General features: G+C 32.3%; 15 protein-coding genes. 13 read left to right on the top strand and 2 right to left on the bottom strand.

What is annotated here, in order from left to right; genetic code table 11:
* Window positions 1-114 precede the first annotated feature (114 nt).
* From CCC31_RS05930 to CCC31_RS05880, 11 genes are all read left to right on the top strand, one after another.
* Window positions 115-1008, top strand: a complete 894-nt coding sequence (locus tag CCC31_RS05930) for a fibronectin type III domain-containing protein (protein ID WP_117908446.1) — start codon at window positions 115-117, stop codon at window positions 1006-1008.
* A 582-nt stretch (window positions 1009-1590) separates the two neighbouring features.
* The gene (locus tag CCC31_RS05925) at window positions 1591-2892 is read left to right on the top strand and encodes a diguanylate cyclase (RefSeq protein WP_290850257.1); all 1302 of its coding nucleotides are present in this window, start codon (window positions 1591-1593) and stop codon (window positions 2890-2892) included.
* A 241-nt stretch (window positions 2893-3133) separates the two neighbouring features.
* Complete coding sequence (locus tag CCC31_RS05920) at window positions 3134-4660, top strand: sodium:solute symporter (protein ID WP_290850256.1); 1527 nt, start codon at window positions 3134-3136, stop codon at window positions 4658-4660.
* 177 nt (window positions 4661-4837) lie between these two features.
* Window positions 4838-5710, top strand: coding sequence for a phosphoribosylaminoimidazolesuccinocarboxamide synthase (locus CCC31_RS05915; protein ID WP_117908453.1), 873 nt, complete (start codon window positions 4838-4840; stop codon window positions 5708-5710).
* Window positions 5711-5805: 95 nt separating this feature from the next.
* Window positions 5806-6552 (top strand): Rpn family recombination-promoting nuclease/putative transposase, encoded by a 747-nt coding sequence (locus CCC31_RS05910; protein ID WP_118564984.1) that lies wholly within the window; start codon window positions 5806-5808, stop codon window positions 6550-6552.
* Between the two features lie 676 nt (window positions 6553-7228).
* On the top strand, window positions 7229-8998 hold the full coding sequence (gene iorA, locus CCC31_RS05905) for an indolepyruvate ferredoxin oxidoreductase subunit alpha (RefSeq protein ID WP_363347795.1): 1770 nt from the start codon (window positions 7229-7231) through the stop codon (window positions 8996-8998).
* Window positions 8998-9573 (top strand): indolepyruvate oxidoreductase subunit beta, encoded by a 576-nt coding sequence (locus CCC31_RS05900; protein ID WP_022089113.1) that lies wholly within the window; start codon window positions 8998-9000, stop codon window positions 9571-9573. Before iorA ends, CCC31_RS05900 begins: the two co-directional genes overlap by 1 nt.
* A 29-nt stretch (window positions 9574-9602) precedes the next feature.
* Window positions 9603-10433, top strand: a complete 831-nt coding sequence (locus tag CCC31_RS05895; RefSeq protein ID WP_117908457.1) for an amidohydrolase family protein — start codon at window positions 9603-9605, stop codon at window positions 10431-10433.
* A gap of 12 nt (window positions 10434-10445) precedes the next feature.
* A complete protein-coding gene (locus CCC31_RS05890) occupies window positions 10446-12080 on the top strand; it encodes a class I adenylate-forming enzyme family protein (protein ID WP_022089115.1) in 1635 nt (544 codons plus the stop codon).
* 218 nt (window positions 12081-12298) lie between these two features.
* Window positions 12299-12652, top strand: a complete 354-nt coding sequence (locus CCC31_RS05885) for a hypothetical protein (RefSeq protein ID WP_117908461.1) — start codon at window positions 12299-12301, stop codon at window positions 12650-12652.
* Between the two features lie 103 nt (window positions 12653-12755).
* Window positions 12756-12941 (top strand): hypothetical protein, encoded by a 186-nt coding sequence (locus tag CCC31_RS05880; RefSeq protein WP_290850250.1) that lies wholly within the window; start codon window positions 12756-12758, stop codon window positions 12939-12941.
* 102 nt (window positions 12942-13043) lie between these two features.
* Here the strand turns inward: CCC31_RS05880 and CCC31_RS05875 are convergent, their stop codons facing one another.
* Window positions 13044-13757: a cell wall hydrolase gene (locus CCC31_RS05875; protein WP_290850248.1), complete on the bottom strand. Its 714-nt coding sequence runs from the start codon at window positions 13755-13757 to the stop codon at window positions 13044-13046.
* 565 nt (window positions 13758-14322) lie between these two features.
* On the opposite strand from CCC31_RS05875, the gene CCC31_RS05870 reads away from it, so the two are divergent.
* On the top strand, window positions 14323-15612 hold the full coding sequence (locus tag CCC31_RS05870; RefSeq protein WP_118564997.1) for an MATE family efflux transporter: 1290 nt from the start codon (window positions 14323-14325) through the stop codon (window positions 15610-15612).
* 30 nt (window positions 15613-15642) lie between these two features.
* Here CCC31_RS05870 and CCC31_RS05865 read toward each other — a convergent pair whose 3' ends face one another.
* Window positions 15643-16455 (bottom strand): cell wall hydrolase, encoded by an 813-nt coding sequence (locus CCC31_RS05865; RefSeq protein ID WP_290850244.1) that lies wholly within the window; start codon window positions 16453-16455, stop codon window positions 15643-15645.
* Between the two features lie 388 nt (window positions 16456-16843).
* Between CCC31_RS05865 and CCC31_RS05860 the strand changes: the two genes are divergently transcribed.
* On the top strand, window positions 16844-18685 hold the full coding sequence (locus CCC31_RS05860) for an ABC-F family ATP-binding cassette domain-containing protein (RefSeq protein WP_022089122.1): 1842 nt from the start codon (window positions 16844-16846) through the stop codon (window positions 18683-18685).
* The last annotated feature ends 90 nt before the right edge of the window (window positions 18686-18775 follow it).

The raw sequence follows: 18775 nt of genomic DNA, 5'->3' as shown, positions 1-18775 counted from the left end.
CAAATAAAGAGGCGAAAATAAAACGAACAAAGTTCGTTCCTTAAAATATTTTCGCCGATTAGCCGCTGACCGAAGGAAGGGGGCACTACCATATTATAAGGAGGAGAGAAATATATGAGACCAACAAAGGTAAAAGTTTTAGCCCTAACAGCAGCAGTAACAGTTATGTTTACAGGGTGTATGACAGAAAATGCTAATGTAAAGATTAATTCAGATGGAACAGCATCTGCAGTAGCTACAGTAGATATTGATAAAGCAAGCATGGATACATGGTTAACTTCATCAGGACTGACAACTTCAGATATTTCTGATGGAAAAGAAATGAAAGTTGTAACAAAAGATGGCAAGGAATTTTACGAAGCAACAGAAACTTACTCTTCAACAGTTGATAAGATTGGTGAAGTAGTAAAAGAAGCATTATCAAGTGATGCTTATGTAACAAGCACTACATTATACAGTGAAGTAAGTTTGGCACAGAGTGAGTCAGTTGCTATGTACTCAGCTATGGGAATCGACACATCAGCTATTACACTTAACTTTAGCATTGAGTTTCCTGCAGCAATTACATCAACAACAGGAACAATTGATCCTGCTAACCCAAACAAAGCTAATTTTGTTATTAACTTAGCAACAACAAATATGATAGTATTTGCAACAACAGATTCTACAGTAACATCTGATGCAGTTAAAGCAACAGTACAGAAACTTAACCAGGTAGGAAAAGTTAAAGTTAAGAGTCTTAAGGCAAATAAAGTAAAAGGTAAAAAGGCAACAGCTACTTTAAAATTTAAAAAGGCAGCTCAGGCTAAGAATTACCAGATTCAGTGGTCTACAAATAAGAACTTCAAGAAGAAAACAAGTGCTACAGCTAAGAAAGTGAGATACACTATTAAGAACTTAAAGAAGGGCACAAAGTACTTCGTAAGGGTAAGAGCCGCAAAGACAAATTACTGCGGAACAGAAGTTTATGGCGATTGGTCAGTTAAGACAGTTAAAACAAAAAAATAAAACAGATTTTATAATAAAAGCAAATTTATGATAGAATTTGAAAATTAATAAGAACACCGATATGTTAATAAGATTAGGAATTTAATCTTTAGATGTTAATATATCGGTGTTTTTAATTGTTAAAAAAAGAAAAGTAACTACTGACAATTTAATATATTAGGAATTTATGGAAAGAAAATAGATAATAAAATTAATGATGTTAGTATAAGGAAAATTAATTAAATTTATATAATGAAAAAATATGACTGTTAACTATTAATAAAATAAAAAATAATAAAAACGTTTCTAAAATAATAATACTTTCATAAAAATGCGTATTGTAATGTTTTTATTTAAGTGGTAAGATTAATGAAAATAGCTTTAAATAAGCTTACATAATACACTACTATCATATATAACAAAATGTTTTGGGGAAGACATTATTACTGAACACAATTTTTATATGTAGTTAGAAGATAAAACTATTTATGAGAGAGAAACCGGCACTTTGTAGGGAAGAGTGTCGGATTTTTTATTTCATTTGGGAAAAACCAAATATAGGAGAAGAGATAAGTTCGATAAATAGGGGAGGTAAATTAAATAATGGATACAATGCTTATTGTAGATGACAATGAGATTGATAGAAATATCATTGCTAATTATTTTGCAGAAGATTTTATGATTCTGGAGGCACAAAGTGGAGAAGAGTGCTTTAGAATTTTAAAAGAGTACAAATATAATATTGATATTGTATTATTGGATAACTGGTTACCTGATATGACAGGTGTGGATATTCTTAAGGAAAGAAAGTTAGATCAAAGATTTGCAGATATTCCTGTTATTATTGTTACAGTTAACAATGATTCAGCAAATTTAATCGAAGCTTTTAAAAATGGAGCAGATGATTACATAACAAAGCCGCTTGTAAGGGAAGTAATTAAGGCACGTGTAAGCAATGTTTTGATTGCTACAAGAAAATACGCAGAAATACAAAAGAAAAACAGAGAATTGTCAGAACTTTCCGAACTTGATCAGATGACAGGGTTATATAATAAGATGACAACTGTTAATAAAATTAATAACCGGCTTTATGAACATAAGAATCATATAGGTGCAATTATTGTTGTTGATATGGATGATTTTAAATATATAAATGACAGTGAAGGACATTTGATTGGTGACCATGCAATAAGACGAGTATCGAGAATATTGAAGGATAACTTTAGAAAAGAAGACATAATAGGTCGAATTGGCGGAGATGAATTTGTTGTATTTTTAAATGATATTCCGGATAAAGAGATTGCCAGAAGAAAGGCAAGAGATATAATTAGAATATTTAAAGTAAAGAAAAGTACAGTGATTAAAGGAAGAACTACTGTAAGTGTCGGATTAGCATTTGCTGATAATGGAACAAATGATTATAAAGAATTATTTGACAGAGCTGATAAAGCTTTAGCAGAAGCAAAGAAATATGGTAAAGCATATTACCATGAATATGGCGTGGATGATTATGGTACTTATGAAGAAAAAAGAGAAAGCGTTATTGTATATAGTAAAAGCCGAACCATATGTCATGCGATAGATAAGGCAATCAGTAGCAAATATAACGTGATTGAAGTTATTTCATCAGACGAAATAGATAAAGTTATAAAGCAACAGCGCGAAATTAGGATTATAATTGCGGATTTGTCAAATGATGAGGATGATGGAAAATTAATCATGGATTATTTAAATAATAATAAGGATATAGCAGGTATTCCTAAGATAGCAGTTTGTAAGGAAAGCAATATAGAACAGTGTAAGATAGCAATTCAGGGAGGCGTTGTTGATTTGATGATGGAACCTATTGAAAAAGATATTGTGAGAAGAAGAGTATCCAGAATAATTAAGGATGAAGAAAAGTAAATACTAACCATAATATAGTTAGTAATATTCATTTTTAGTTTTAATCCAAGCTTTAATAATTAGTTGAATAAATCCTGAAAATAAATATAAAATCTTCGAAAGAGAGGAGGAAATAACCAAATCTTTTTCGGGGATTTTTTATTGACAAAAAGAGGATGTTATGTGATAATAACTTTAATGCTTTAAAGCGTAACGGTTTAAAGCGACGATAAAGGTATGTAACTAAAAGTGGAGGAACAAAATGTTAGTTAAAGTTTTATTATTGATTGTATTTTTTGCAGTCATGATTGGAATTGGTGTGTATACAAGAAAGCATGCCACAGATGTTAACGGGTTTGTATTGGGTTCAAGATCAGCAGGACCATGGATTACGGCATTTGCATATGGAACATCGTATTTTTCAGCAGTTGTTTTTGTAGGATATGCAGGACAGTTCGGTTGGAAATATGGTATTGCCTCTACATGGATTGGACTTGGCAATGCTATATTAGGAAGTTTATTAGCATGGTTTGTATTAGGAAGAAGAACAAGAGTTATGACTCAGCATATAGATGCTAAGACGATGCCTGATTATTTTGGAAAAAGATATAACAGTGATGCCCTTAAAATTGCAGCCAGTGTTATTACATTTGTATTTTTAATCCCATATACAGCATCTGTATATAATGGCCTTTCAAGACTATTTGGAATGGCATTTGACATACCATATAGCACAGTTGTTATTATTATGGCAGTGCTTACAGGACTTTATGTTATTCTTGGTGGATATATGGCAACAGCAATTAATGACTTTATTCAGGGGATTGTAATGTTGTTTGGTATTTGTGCAGTTATTTATTCAGTATTAAACGGACAGGGTGGATTTTACAGTTCATTGTCAAAACTTGCAGCGCAGGTGCCTGTAGAGGGAGATGTAATTAAAGTTGCAGGTGACGGAATTTTTGCATCATTTTTTGGACCTGACCCATTAAATCTTTTAGGAGTAATTATTTTAACTTCATTAGGAACATGGGGACTTCCTCAGATGGTTGGTAAATTTTACGCAATTAAAAGTGAAAAATCAATCAAGACAGGTATGATAGTTTCAACTGCTTTTGCAGTAGTTGTTTCAGGTGGATGTTATTTCTTAGGAGGATTTGGAAGATTATTCTCTGATAAAATTGATATTGCAACCGGTGGATATGATTCAATTATTCCTACAATGCTTTCAACACTTCCTGATATATTAATAGGTATTGTAATTGTGTTAGTATTATCAGCTTCAATGTCAACACTTTCCTCATTGGTACTTACATCAAGTTCAACAATTACAATTGACTTTTTGGGAACAACGGTATTAAAGAAAACGGCAGAAAAGAAACAGGTATTACTTATGAAAATTTTCGTAGTAGTATTTGTAGCAATTTCAGTAATTATCGCATTAAATAAAGATAGTATTCCTAATATTGCTCAGCTTATGGGTTACTCATGGGGAGCTTTAGCAGGAGCATTCCTTGCGCCATTTATGTATGGATTATATTGGAAGAAAGTTACAAAGGCTTCTGTATGGGCAAGTTTTATTTTCAGCATCATAGTTACTGTGACAAATATGATTTGGGGCTACATACAGTCACCAATTAATGCAGGTGCATTTACAATGCTTGTAAGTTTAATTCTTGTACCTGTTATAAGTTTATTAACACCTAAGATGAAAAAAGAAGAAACAGATAAATTATTTGAATGCTTTGAAGAAAAGGTAGAAGTTCCGGTAAAGGATGCTTTGGATTAATAAAAATATAAAAATAATTTTTGAGAATTCGGGTAAATTGAAAATATAGAAAGTCTTTAGTCATTGACTTACATAAAATCTCTGTTTATAATTTTATGGTGAGCGTAAGCTTAGATACATAAAATAGAATAAACTGTTCAACAACACAAGGGCAGAAGAAAATGGAGGAGTACAATAATGCAGGAATTTAAACCGGTAAAAGAAGGAAAAGTACGTGAGATTTACGATAATGGAGACAATATGATTATTGTTGCAACAGACAGAATCTCAGCATTTGATGACATCTTAAAGAACAAGATTACAGACAAGGGTGCGGTTTTAACACAGATGTCAAAATTTTGGTTTGATTATACAAAGGATGTTGTTCCTAACCATATGGTATCAACAGATGTTAAAGACATGCCGGAATTTTTCCAGAATGACAAATTTGCTGGCAGAAGTATGATGTGTAAGAAGTTAGAAATGCTTCCAATCGAATGTATCGTTCGTGGATACATTACAGGAAGTGGTTGGGCAAGTTACAAGGAAAATGGAACAGTTTGCGGAATAAAACTTCCTGAAGGTCTTGTAGAATCAGATAAGTTGCCTGAACCAATTTATACACCAAGTACAAAGGCAGAAATCGGACTCCATGATGAAAATATTTCATTTGAACAGAGTGTAGAAGTATTAGAAAAAGCATATCCTGGAAAAGGTGCAGAATATGCAGAAAAGATTAAGGATTGCACAATTGCTTTATATAAGAAATGTGCAGAATATGCTTTAAGCAAAGGAATTATTATTGCAGATACTAAATTTGAATTTGGTTTAGATGAAAATGGAAACGTAGTAATTGGTGATGAAATGTTAACACCTGACAGCTCACGTTTCTGGCCACTCGAAGGATATAAACCGGGACAGGGACAGCCTTCATTTGATAAGCAGTACGTAAGAGACTGGTTAAAAGCTAACCCTGACAATGATTTACTTCTTCCGGATGAAGTTGTTGAAAAGACAGTTGCTAAATATAAAGAAGCATATGAATTATTAACAGGTGAAAAATTTGCATAGTTTGATATGTATATAAACCTTTAAAATCCCCATAAAATTTGATTGTGCGATTTAAAAGCATAATTGAATTTTATGGGGATTTTTTTGCAAAAGTGATGAGTGATAAGAGATTATGTAAGCCATTATTAGAAAGTATATTGAATATAAAAATAAGGGATATAGAATATGTAGATTATGAAGAAACAATTCAGATGACAATAAAATCAAAAGGAATAAGATTAGATATATATGTTGAGGATGATAATAATACAGTGTTTAATCTTGAAATGCAGACAACAGCGTATAAAGAATTACCAAAAAGATCAAGATATTATCAGGGAGTTATAGATCTAAACATGATTGAAAAAGGTGAGCCATATGATATACTTAAAGAAAGTTATGTCATATTTATTTGTACATTTGATTTCTTTGGAAAGAACAAATGTATTTATGAGTTTGAAAACTTATGTATAGATGATTGTGGAATTAAACTTAATGATGGAACGCATAAGATATTTTTAAACACAAAAGGGGATAAAAAAGGCATAAATAAAGAACTGAAATCATTATTGGAATATTTTGATGGCAAAGAACCGGAAAGTGATTTGACAAAACAAATTGATGAAAAGGTAATTGCAGTCAGAAAAAATACGAGATGGAGGCGAGAGTATATGTCGTTACAGATGGAGATGAATCTGAAATATAGAGAGGGATTGAAGGCTGGAGAGGCAAAGGGTCAGGAGAATATAAACAAACTTAACACTATATTATTAGCAGAAAAAAGATATGACGATTTAGAAAAATCTGCTAAAGATATTGAATATCAGAACAAGTTAATGAAAGAGTATAAGATTATAGAGTAAAGGGCGAAACATTATATGTAAGAGTGATTAACCTGATATAATTATTATTCTAACAGACAAAGATTAAAAGAATATTATACAACGAAAAAATCCGGAATTAGAGGTGCGAATAAAGCAATCTAATTCCGGATTTTTTTTGCAAATATGTAAGAAAAATGCAGGGGTCAGTTTGTGAAAAAAATAAAAAATTTATCTGGTATAGTATTAGTAAAGAAAGCAAAAATGGGGACTTAACGATGGTTGAGATTTAAATAAATGTAATATATGCTACTCAGAAACAGCAATACGAAAGAGTTACACTTCCGAAATAATCTTAATACGAGAAATTTTGGATAATAATTGTTGATGTTTTTTACGGATAAATTTTTCTTTTTTGATTTCATCCGTAAATATAGTAAAAAATCCAAAAACAAATCCTATATACAATCTACAAGCAAACCCCAAATTATAAATCCCAACGAAAATCCCCCAAAAACAAACCATAAACACAATCTACAAGCAAACCCTGCTTTCCCATTATATAAATATCCCTCAAAATACATCTCTACATTCATTGACGAATATATCCTAATTAGGTATAATTTACTTTATGAGTTTAAAGCAAAAAAGCAGTAAATTATGCTAAATACAAAATAATATGAAGTGCATTTGTATTGCACTATCAGTTTTATACATAATGACGAAAGGCAGGTTACATATTTTGAGTAAAAAAATTATGTTAGGTAACGAGGCGATTGCCAGAGGAGCATATGAAGCAGGAGTTAAAGTTACTTCAGCTTATCCTGGCACACCAAGTACAGAAATTAGTGAAAATGTTGTTAAATACCCGGAGATTAAAGCTGAGTGGGCACCGAATGAAAAAGTAGCTACTGAAGTTGCAATTGGTGCATCTATGGCAGGAGTTCGTTCAATGTGCATGATGAAGCATGTTGGTGTAAATGTTGCATCTGACCCATTGTACACAGTATCTTATATCGGTGTTAATGGAGGAATGGTTTTAGTTGCAGCAGATGATCCGGGAATGTACAGTTCACAGAATGAACAGGATACAAGAATGGTTGCAAGAGCAGCAATGGTTCCTGTTGTAGAACCGTCAGACAGTGAAGAAGCAAGAGTATTTACAAAGAGAGCGTATGAACTTTCAGAAAAATATGACACTCCTGTAATTCTTCGTTCAACAACAAGACTTTCACATTCACAGGGAATTGTTAATCTTGAAGAAAGACAGGAAATAGAAGATAAGCCATATGAAAGAAATGTAGCAAAGAATGTTATGATGCCGGGAAATGCAATTAAGCGTCATATTTTTGTAGAAGAACGTTTAAAGAGAATGGCAGAAGATGCATGTACATTAGACATTAATAAAGTTGAATACAACGATACAAAGATTGGTGTTATTACAAGTGGTATCGTATATCAGTATGTAAAAGAAGTATTACCTAATGCATCAGTTCTTAAGTTAGGATTGGTAAATCCACTTCCTATGAAACTTATCGAAGAATTTGCATCAAAGGTAGACACATTATATGTTATAGAAGAATTAGAGCCTGTAATAGAAGAACAGGTTAAGGCTCATGGAATCAAATGTATTGGAAAAGAAATTTTTACAGTACAGGGTGAATACAGTGCCAATATGCTTAGAAAAGCAATCTTAAAAGAAGATTTAGATTTAGATACACCTGCACAGGCACCGGCAAGACCACCAATTCTTTGTCCGGGATGTCCTCATAGAAGTACATTCTCAGTATTAAAGAAATTAAAAATTCATGCAGCAGGTGATATCGGATGCTACACATTAGGAGCTGTAAATCCTTTAAATGTAGTAGATACAACAGTTTGTATGGGTGCAAGTATTTCAACACTTCACGGTATTGAAAAAGCTAAAGGAAAAGATTTCATAAAGAACTGGGTTGCAGTAATTGGTGATTCAACATTTTTACATACAGGTGTTAATTCACTTATGAACATGGTTTACAATCAGGCAACAGGAACAGTTATGATTTTAGATAACTCAACAACAGGTATGACAGGTCATCAGGATCACTCAGCAACAGGAAAAATGTTAAATGGTGAACCAACATACGCTATTGATTTAGTAGATTTGTGTCATGCAATCGGTGTAAAGCATGTAGAAGTTGTAGATGCATTTGATATTAAGAAATTGGAAGAAGTAATTAAGACAGAAGTTGCAAGAGATGAAGTTTCTGTTATTATTTCTCAGTCACCATGTGCATTACTTAAGTCATTTGTACCAAAGGGCAAATGTTATACAATTCCTGAAAAATGTAAGAAGTGCGGAATGTGTCTCGTACCGGGATGTCCTGCAATTACAAAGAATGAAGACGGAACAGTTTCAATTGATGCAACAATGTGTAACGGTTGTGGATTATGTATGCAGAATTGTAAATTCGATGCAATTGGATTAAAAGAGAGAGGTGACAAATAATGGCAGATACAAAGAATATTATGATTGTTGGTGTAGGCGGACAGGGTACACTTCTCACAAGTAGAGTTTTAGGTGGAATCACAATTGAAAGCGGATATGATGTAAAACTTTCAGAAGTTCATGGGATGGCACAGCGTGGAGGAAGCGTTGTTACATTTGTAAGATATGGAGAAAAGGTAGCTGAACCAATTGTTGAAGAAGGTCAGGCAGATGTATTAATCGCATTTGAACGTCTTGAAGCATTAAGATATGCACATTTTCTTAAAAAAGACGGTGTAATTATCGTAAATGACCAGAGAATTGACCCTATGACAGTAGTTACAGGATTAGCAGAATATCCTGAAAACATTATTGAAAATCTTAGCAAAAAACATAAAGTAATCGCAGTAAATGCAATGGATGAAGCATTAAAACTTGGAAATTCAAGAGTATTTAATGTAATTATTTTAGGCGTTGCTGCAAAACATATGGATTTTGAAAAAGATAAATGGATTGAAGTTATAAAAGCAACAGTTCCACCAAAGACAGTAGACATTAATATTGCTGCATTTGAAAAAGGATACGAATTAGCATAATAAAAATAAACAATAAAGAAGGTGCAGTTGTGATAATTGATACACATACACACACTTTTCCGGATAGAATTGCCGCCAGAGCATTAGCCGGAATGGAGAAGAGTATTGTCGATAAACATGATTGGAATGTGAAGATAAAGGTGGCAGGAACAAGAGATGCACTTAGTGAATCTACAAAGAAAAACGGTGTCGATATTTCTGTGGTTGTTCCTGTGGCAACAAAACCTGAACAGTCTGCAAGTATTAATGAATTTGCGGCACAAACTAATGAAAAAACAAAGGAAACAGGCGTATTTTCATTAGGCGCAATACATCCTGACAATGAAGATTATAAAGATATATTAGATGACATTAAGAAAAAAGGATTAAAAGGAATTAAGGTTCATCCTGACTATCAAAAGGTTGAATTTGATGACCCAAGATATCTTAGAATTTTTAAATATGCAGATGAACTTGGTCTTGTAATTGTAACACACGCGGGAGAAGATATAGGTCTTCCGGAAAAGATTCACTGTACACCTGATATGGTGCTTAATGTACTAAACAAAGTTAATCCTAAAAAATTAGTCCTTGCTCATATGGGTGGATGGAATTTATGGGATGAGGTAGAAGAAAAATTAGTGGGAAAAAATGTCTATTTTGACACGGCTTTTTCTTTTGAAAAAGGTATTCCCCACTTAGAAAAAGAACAATTTTTAAGAATTGTTGAAAAACATGGTGCAGATAAAATTTTATTTGCAACAGACAGTCCGTGGTCTGATCAGGGATATACACTTGAAAGATTAAAAGAATTTGGAATGCCTGAAAAAGCATTGAACCTTATATTAGGGGAAAATGCAAAAAAACTATTTGAATTTTAATGAGGTAGAGAAATGCCAATCACAGAGATTTTAGAGAAGAACGCAAAAGAATACGGAAAAGATGTCTGCTTAGTAGAAATTAATCCGGACTTGCAGGAAAAGAAAAGAGTAACATGGAGAGATTACGAATTAATCGAATCCAATCCAATGTGTCAGTATAGAAGAGAAATTACATGGCACGTATTTAACGAAAAAGCAAACCGTTTTGCAAATCTGCTCATTAGCAGAGGAATTAAGAAAGGCGACAAAGTAGCAATTCTTTTAATGAACTGCTTAGAATGGCTTCCAATTTATTTTGGAATTTTAAAGGCAGGAGCTTTGGCTGTCCCATTAAATTTCAGATACGCAGCAGACGAAATAAAATACTGTGTTGAACTTGCAGAAGTAGATGTATTAGTATTTGGACCTGAATTTACAGGCCGTGTAGAAGAAATCGTTGATGAAATTGATGAAAAGAGAATTTTATTCTATGTAGGTGGTGACTGCCCAACATTTGCTGAAGATTATGATAAGTTAGCAGCAAATTGCCCAAGCTATTCACCTGACATTAAATTAACAGATGATGATTATGCGGCAATTTACTTTTCATCTGGAACAACAGGTTTCCCTAAAGCTATTTTACATAAACACAGAAGTTTAATGCATGCAGCAAAAGTTGAACAGAAACATCATGGACAGACTAAGGATGATGTATTTCTTTGCATTCCTCCACTTTACCATACAGGCGCAAAAATGCACTGGCTTGGAAGTTTTCTTGTGGGAGGCAAGGCAGTATTGCTTAAAGGTGTTACACCAAAGACTATTCTTGAAACAGTGTCAAATGAGCAGTGTACAATTGTATGGCTTTTGGTACCATGGGCTCAGGATATTTTGCTTGCAATAGAAAAAGGCGATGTTAAGCTTGAAGATTATAAATTAGACCAGTGGAGACTTATGCATATTGGTGCGCAGCCGGTTCCACAGAGCTTAATTAAAAAATGGAAAACAATTTTCCCTCATCATCAGTATGACACTAACTACGGTCTTAGTGAATCAATTGGACCTGGTGCTGTACATTTAGGAGTCGAAAATATTGACCATGTTGGTGCAATCGGTGTTCCGGGATATGGATGGGAAGTTAAGATTGTGGATGAAAATGGTGTAGAAGTTAAGCAGGGAGATGTTGGTGAATTAATCCTTAAAGGACCTGGTGTAATGGAATGCTATTACAACGACCCTAAGGCAACAGCAGAAACGCTTAAAGATGGTTGGTTATACACAGGAGATATGGCTGAGCAAGATAGTGAGGGATTTATATACCTTGTAGACAGAAAGAAAGACGTTATAATTTCCGGTGGTGAAAATATTTATCCGGTTCAGATAGAAAACTTCTTAAGCAAACATCCTGATATTAAGGATGTAGCTGTAATAGGTATTGCTGATACAAGATTAGGTGAAATATCAGCTGCAATTATTGAATTGAAACCAGGTGTAGCAACAACAGAAGAAGATATTAATAATTTCTGTAAGGAACTTCCACGTTACAAGAGACCTAGAAAAATTATTTTTGCGGATGTACCTAGAAATCCAACAGGTAAGATTGAAAAACCTAAGTTAAGACATATGTATAACAGTGAAAACTTAGTAGATGCCCAGAACAGAGCGTAAAAGGGTAAATAATTAAATAAATTAAGATAATGCGAAAAGGCATAGCCCATAGAATTAAATTCATGAGTTGTGCCTTTTTTTGCTCTTAAAATTTTTGAATAAACAGAACATATTATATCAAATTAAATATAACGACAAACAATATATTGACACACAAAGTATTAGAGAGTAATATATTTATATATCAAAGGGACAATACATTTTATAGGAGGAGCGATATGAAAAAGTATTTGGCGGGAATTACAAGTGCAATTGCAACACTAGCATGTATTTTGGCAAACTATCTGGTGAGACTTGTTAATAAGGAAGTTTCAATGTCTTATAAGGCATGGGAAGGAATAGGAAAAGAGATTATTATTTACATAGTCTTAGGATTGATTATTGGATATAATATTTATGTATTAAGCAAAAATATTAAGAATAATACAATCACAATAATAGTTGCCGTAATTGTTAACATAGTAATTGCAGCTATTATGTTTTATTGGTGGGATCAGGTATGGACAATAGTTTTATTAGTGGGAAGTTATTTAACACTATTATTAACAAAGATAATTGAAAAAGAAGCATAAATAATAAAAGCGATAGAGTTCTGATATGAATCCACAACACAAGTTGAGATAATATCATTAATTCTATCGCTTTTATATTTAAAGGAAAGAGGAGGACACAGAGATGAGAAAAAGAAGATGCAAATGGGGAATTTGTTTCACTACTTTATTAGTATGTGTAATGAGTGCAAGTGTTTTTGCGGCAACAGCTAGTAGAACAACTGTATATGCAGATTCAGAAGATAAATCGATTCAACTGGAGTACAGATGCTATGATACAGAAAAAGATAGAGGAATAATTATAGATTAAATATAGAAGAGGCAGTTGCGTCTGTGATTAAATCACTAAAGCAACTGCCTCTTCTTAGATAAGTATATTACTGCCGGATTATTCCGGTAATATTATTCAATTTTATTTAAACTGGTGATTCTGTATCTGTAATCTGCATCCTGGTACATAACCACTGAAATATAAGTAACTGCTCATATCAATAGTTTTACTATTGTATGAAACTGTATTGTCTCCATTTAAAACATCTTTAGCAGCTTTAATGCAGTCAGAATTTAAATTACCGCTGTCATATAATGATAATGATCTGCTAAGAGAACCATTTCTTGCAGGAGTAAACTGTCCACTCTGATAAACAACTCCGCTAACTGTGTTAGGGAAGAGTGAAGATTTTACTCTGTTCATAACTACAATTCCTACAGCTTTCTTACCGGCATAAACCTGATTACCTGATTCACTGTAAATAATTGAAGAAAGCATTCTTAAATCACTGCTGTTGTAACGATTCTTAACTATTATATTAACTGTTCCGTAAGTTGAACCATTAACTTTACTTGTTATTGTAATTGTTGCCTTGCCGGCCTTTAAACCGGTAACAGTACCTTTCTTTGAAACCTTGGCAACTTTCTTGTTGCTTGATTTAAAAGAATAGTAATCAACATTATTACCATTGCTTTTTAAAAGTTTCTTTATCTTGTATGTCTTATTTACCTTAACTGTCTTCGTAATACTTATCTGTGATTTGTTTGTTGAATTAATATCTGCGTTTACCATTGTAATGCTTGATGCAATAAGCATAAATGCTATCATTAGTAAACTATAAATCTTTAATTTCACAACTACCTCCAAATGTTACGCTTATATTTTACAAATGTTACAAATTTGTTACGTTTATTAATAATGCCTTAAAAAACAGTTTTTGTCAAGGGTTTTCTTAAAGGAATAATATGACAAACCGTAATAAATAATAAAAAATGAGAACAAAAACGAAAAAAATCGAATTAATTTGTTACGGTTTGTAACAATTGAAAATGGAATATATAGTGAATGAAAAGAGTGGTTCATACAAGGACTTGATGAAAATGCAATATATCATATTTTAAGTTGCACTGACTCATAAAAATTTATTTATAATAAGAAAAATTTTTTGGATATTGTAACATTTATGCTAATTGACAAATATAAAATTATATGTTACTTTTTTCAGAAGAAAAGTATATAAATTAACTGCAACGGGTAGTAGCGTATAACGCTGGAGTTCATATCGTTAGGTCTTTGAAGATATGAAGTTCCGGCGATTTTTTTGTAATAAATAACAGAAGAAAATAGTGGACGGCAGAATTTGTGTAATAAAAGAATAATGAAATGCTAAACAATATTTTTAAAATAGAAAGAGGGAATAATGAACAGAAACTTAAAAGAATTTATTAAATATACAGTTTTTAATGTTTTAGGAATGATAGGGTTGTCATGCTATATATTAGCAGATACTTTCTTTATATCATTTGGACTAGGTGCAAATGGACTTGCGGCTCTAAATTTGGCACTGCCGGTTTACAGCGTTATTAACGGAAGTGGGTTAATGCTTGGAATAGGTGGAGCTACTAAATATGCAATAATGAAAAATCAGGGAAATAAGAAGTATAATGAAAGTTTTATGAATACAGTGTTTATGGCAATCGTTATTGGAATAATATTTTTCTTAACAGGGATAATTTTTTCGGGAAATATAGCAACGCTGTTGGGGGCAAATAAACAGGTTTACCATATGACATCTATTTATTTAAAAGTTCTTCTCATGTTTGGTCCGGCATTTGTATTAAATAATGTAATGAATGCATTTGTTAGAAATGATGGAAATCCCAGACTTTCTATGATAGCAATGTTAGTAGGTAGTTTTGGCAATATTATTTTAGATTATTTATTGGTAATTAAATTTAGCATGGGAATGTTTGGAGCTGTCCTTGCAACCGGATTTTCGCCGATTATGGGACTTATGGTGTTATCGGGACATATTGTTTCAGAGAATAGCAACATTAAATTTAAAGTAGCAAAAATAAGAGCGTCATTTATTAAATCAATAATAATGCTTGGAATTCCTTCGTTTGTTGCAGAAATGTCATCAGGCATAGTGATTTTTGTGTTTAATATAATTATATTAGGCTTACAGGGAAATGTAGGGGTGGCAGCATATGGTGTTATTGCAAATTTAGCCCTTGTAGTGATTTCAATTTACACAGGTGTAGCACAGGGAAGCCAACCTTTGTTTAGTGCGGCATATGGGAAAAATGACAAGAAGATGCAGAAACAGTTATTTAAATATGCAATTACTGCTGTAACTTTGATTTCTATAGTAATATATGCAGTTATTTTGTTATTTGCAAATCCAATTACTTCTATATTTAATGGCGAAGGAAATATGCAGCTTCAGGCTATAGCAGTTAAAGGAATGTATTTATACTTTACTTCAATTTTATTTATTGGAATGAATATTGTGATGGCTACTTATTTTGCTGCAAGAGAAAAAGTAATTCCTTCATATATAATATCTTTTGGCAGAGGGTTTGTGGTTATAATTCCAATGGCGTTTATAATGAGTTTTCTATGGAAAATGACAGGGGTATGGCTGGCAATGACTGTAACTGAGGGAATAATTGCTGCTGTCGGAGTGGCACTAATAAAAAAAGCTTAGGCCTTTAAGGTCTAAGCTTTTTTATATAAATTATTTAAACATATGATGTGCAATTCTAAATTTACTTCTGTAAATATATCTGCTAAAGAATAATGTCTTTGTCATGTTGATAGTTGAGTTCTTGTAAACAACTGTCTTATCACCATTTAATGCTTCCTTAGCTGCTGCAATACAGTCAGGATCCATTCTTCCGCTATCATATAATGCTAAAGATCTGTTAAGTGAACCGTTTCTTGCAGGAGTGAACTGTCGTCTCTGATAAAGAACACCTTTAATTGTGTTAGGGAAGAGACTTGATTTCATTCTGTTAGCAACTACAATACCAACAGCTTTCTTTCCGGCATATGGTTCTCCACATGCTTCACTGTAAATGATAGATGACATATATCTTAACTGACTTGCTGTGTAACTGCTCTTAACATCAAGATTAACAGTGGCATATACTGAATCATCTGTGTCAGAAGTAACAGTAACAGTTGTTGAACCTGTCTTAAGACCGGTAACAGTACCTGCCTTGGAAACCTTAACTACAGTTGAGTCATCAGCTGTAAAAGTCATATCTTTTACTGATTCAGAATCAAGATTTAATGATTTCTGTAATTTGATTTTCTTGTTAACTTTAACTGATTTATTAATATCTAATGTATTGTCTGTGTTATCTGTACTAGTTATATTGTTGTATGAATTTTCTGTTGATGTTTCTACTTCTGAAGCTGTTGATGTTTCAGTTGCTACTGTATTAGTATTAGGTATTGAAACTGAATCATCAGCGTGTACTGTTACAAGTCCTACTGCTGCAAACATAAAAGTAAAAACTAAAGAACTGTAAATTTTACGTTTCAAAACTAACCTCCAATTATTATATAATTAATTACGAATAATTATTACGAAAAGTCGTAAATTTATTACAAAAATATTACGCCTATTAATAATGCCTTAAAATTCAAAAAATGTCAAGAGTAGGACACAGTCTTTTAACATATTTAAGAATAGGATAAAGAAAGATAAATAAGTTGCAATGAATAGTTTGTTTTGTTAAAATTTAAAAAGGTTTTGCCGTATAAATGGGCATTCTGAGCAAAAATGGTTAAAAATTTTTTTTAACAAATATATAGAATAAATAAAAAGAAAGTAAAAAATAAAAAAATTTACTAAAATATATAAAAATTTCGTTTTTTTGTGAAAATTATTGAAATTTGAAATAATTAGAATAATGAAAAGAGGCATTAATTTGAATATATTATCAGTTGAAAATATAACACATTCTTTTACGGAAAGAAAATTATTTGATAAAGCAAGCTTTTATCTTCATGAAGGAGACAAAGTAGGTGTTATTGGCATAAATGGAACAGGAAAATCTACATTATTAAAAATAATGGCAGGAATAGAAGAGCCGGATGAAGGAAAAGTAATTAAGGCATCGAATTTAATGATTCACTATTTGCCACAGAATCCTAAGTTTAATGATGAGGATACGGTCATAGAAAGTGTACAGAATATGGTACATCATCATGCAAATGAAAATGAACTTATAGAAGCTAAAAGTATGATGACACGTTTAGGAATAACGGATTTTGAACAGAAAACAGGAGAATTGTCAGGAGGACAGAGAAAAAGACTGGCTTTGGTTTCGGTGTTGCTTACACCATGTGATATTTTAATTTTAGATGAACCTACAAACCATTTAGATAGCACAATGGCTGAGTGGCTTGAAAATCAGCTTAAGGCATTTAAAGGCGCTCTTGTAATGGTAACTCATGACAGATATTTTTTAGATAGTGTAACAAATAGAATAATCGAACTTGATAAAGGAAAGATTTACAGTTATCAGGAGAAATATTCAGGATATTTGCAACGTAAGGCAGAAAGAGAAGCGAGTGACAAAGCCAGCGAACGTAAACGTCAGAGTATTTTAAGAAAAGAAATTGAGTGGATGCAAAGAGGTGCAAGAGCAAGGTCTACGAAGCAGAAAGCTCATATTCAAAGATATGAAAATTTGAAAAATCAGCAGGGAATAGTAGAGGATGAAAAAATTGAACTTAGCAGTATAAAGTCCAGAATGGGAAGAACAACCATCGAAATTGAAAATATTTCTAAGGCTTACGGAGACAATGTGTTAATCAAAGATTTTACATACAATTTCCTGAAAGGTGACAGAGTCGGATTTGTAGGAAAGAATGGATGCGGAAAAACAACTTTGATGAAGATTATTGATGGCCGAATTAAGCCTGACAGTGGAAATATTAATATTGGACAGACAATTAAGATGGGTTATTATACTCAGGAAATTGAAAATGACAAAGATGCGGGAATTGCTTATATGGATTCTGAAGACAGAGTTATTGATTACATTAAAAATACTGCTGAATTTGTCAGAACTGAAGAAGGGCTTGTTTCGGCATCAGTTATGCTTGAAAGATTCTTGTTCCCATCATCACAACAGTACAGTAAGATTGGCAAATTATCAGGTGGCGAGAGAAGAAGACTAAATCTTTTAAGAGTTCTTATGGAAGCACCAAATGTTCTTATTTTAGACGAACCTACAAATGATTTGGATATAGAAACAATGACAATATTAGAAGATTATTTAGATAGTTTTGATGGAATTGTAATTACTGTTTCTCATGACAGATATTTCCTCGACAGAGTTGTAAGAAGAATATTTTCATTTGAAGGAAATGGTGTGATTCGTCAGTATGAAGGTGGTTACACAGATTACATTAATAAAAAGAAGGAAAATGAAACACCGGAAGAAAATATTTTTTCAAATTCAAAGTCAAAAAATTCTTCAGAAGATAAAAATGGTAAGTCAGACTATAAAAATAGAAATAAAAAATTGAAATTCTCTTACAATGAGCAGAGAGAATATGAAACCATAGAAGATGACATATCTAAATTAGAAGAAAAACTTGAAAAATTAGATGATGAAATGAACAAAAATGCTACTAATTCTGTAAAACTAAAAGAATTGATAGATTCTAAAGAAGAAACAGAAACTCTTTTAATGGAAAAGATGAACAGATGGGAATATTTAGAAGATTTGGCTAAAAAAATAGAAGAGCAGGGAAGGTAAATATTGTTTATAGAAATGATAACCATAAAATAAAGGCAAGGGAAAATTTTCCTTTGCCTTTGTTGTTTCCTAATATAATAAAGTCTGTTA

Origin of the sequence: Eubacterium sp. LMAG:50, from assembly GCF_008680265.1 — a bacterium.
In the GTDB taxonomy this organism is placed as follows: domain Bacteria; phylum Bacillota; class Clostridia; order Lachnospirales; family Lachnospiraceae; genus Eubacterium_U; species Eubacterium_U album.
This window is presented reverse-complemented; position numbering and strand designations above follow the sequence as displayed.

What these genes read in the sequence shown, in the direction of transcription:
- iorA (WP_363347795.1), top strand. Translation starts at nt 7,229, where the DNA reads ATGACGAAAGGCAGGTTACATATTTTGAGTAAAAAAATTATGTTAGGT.
- CCC31_RS05910 (WP_118564984.1), top strand. Translation starts at nt 5,806, where the DNA reads ATGAGTGATAAGAGATTATGTAAGCCATTATTAGAAAGTATATTGAAT.
- CCC31_RS05885 (WP_117908461.1), top strand. Translation starts at nt 12,299, where the DNA reads ATGAAAAAGTATTTGGCGGGAATTACAAGTGCAATTGCAACACTAGCA.
- CCC31_RS05930 (WP_117908446.1), top strand. Translation starts at nt 115, where the DNA reads ATGAGACCAACAAAGGTAAAAGTTTTAGCCCTAACAGCAGCAGTAACA.
- CCC31_RS05870 (WP_118564997.1), top strand. Translation starts at nt 14,323, where the DNA reads ATGAACAGAAACTTAAAAGAATTTATTAAATATACAGTTTTTAATGTT.
- CCC31_RS05915 (WP_117908453.1), top strand. Translation starts at nt 4,838, where the DNA reads ATGCAGGAATTTAAACCGGTAAAAGAAGGAAAAGTACGTGAGATTTAC.
- CCC31_RS05880 (WP_290850250.1), top strand. Translation starts at nt 12,756, where the DNA reads ATGAGAAAAAGAAGATGCAAATGGGGAATTTGTTTCACTACTTTATTA.
- CCC31_RS05925 (WP_290850257.1), top strand. Translation starts at nt 1,591, where the DNA reads ATGGATACAATGCTTATTGTAGATGACAATGAGATTGATAGAAATATC.
- CCC31_RS05900 (WP_022089113.1), top strand. Translation starts at nt 8,998, where the DNA reads ATGGCAGATACAAAGAATATTATGATTGTTGGTGTAGGCGGACAGGGT.
- CCC31_RS05920 (WP_290850256.1), top strand. Translation starts at nt 3,134, where the DNA reads ATGTTAGTTAAAGTTTTATTATTGATTGTATTTTTTGCAGTCATGATT.
- CCC31_RS05890 (WP_022089115.1), top strand. Translation starts at nt 10,446, where the DNA reads ATGCCAATCACAGAGATTTTAGAGAAGAACGCAAAAGAATACGGAAAA.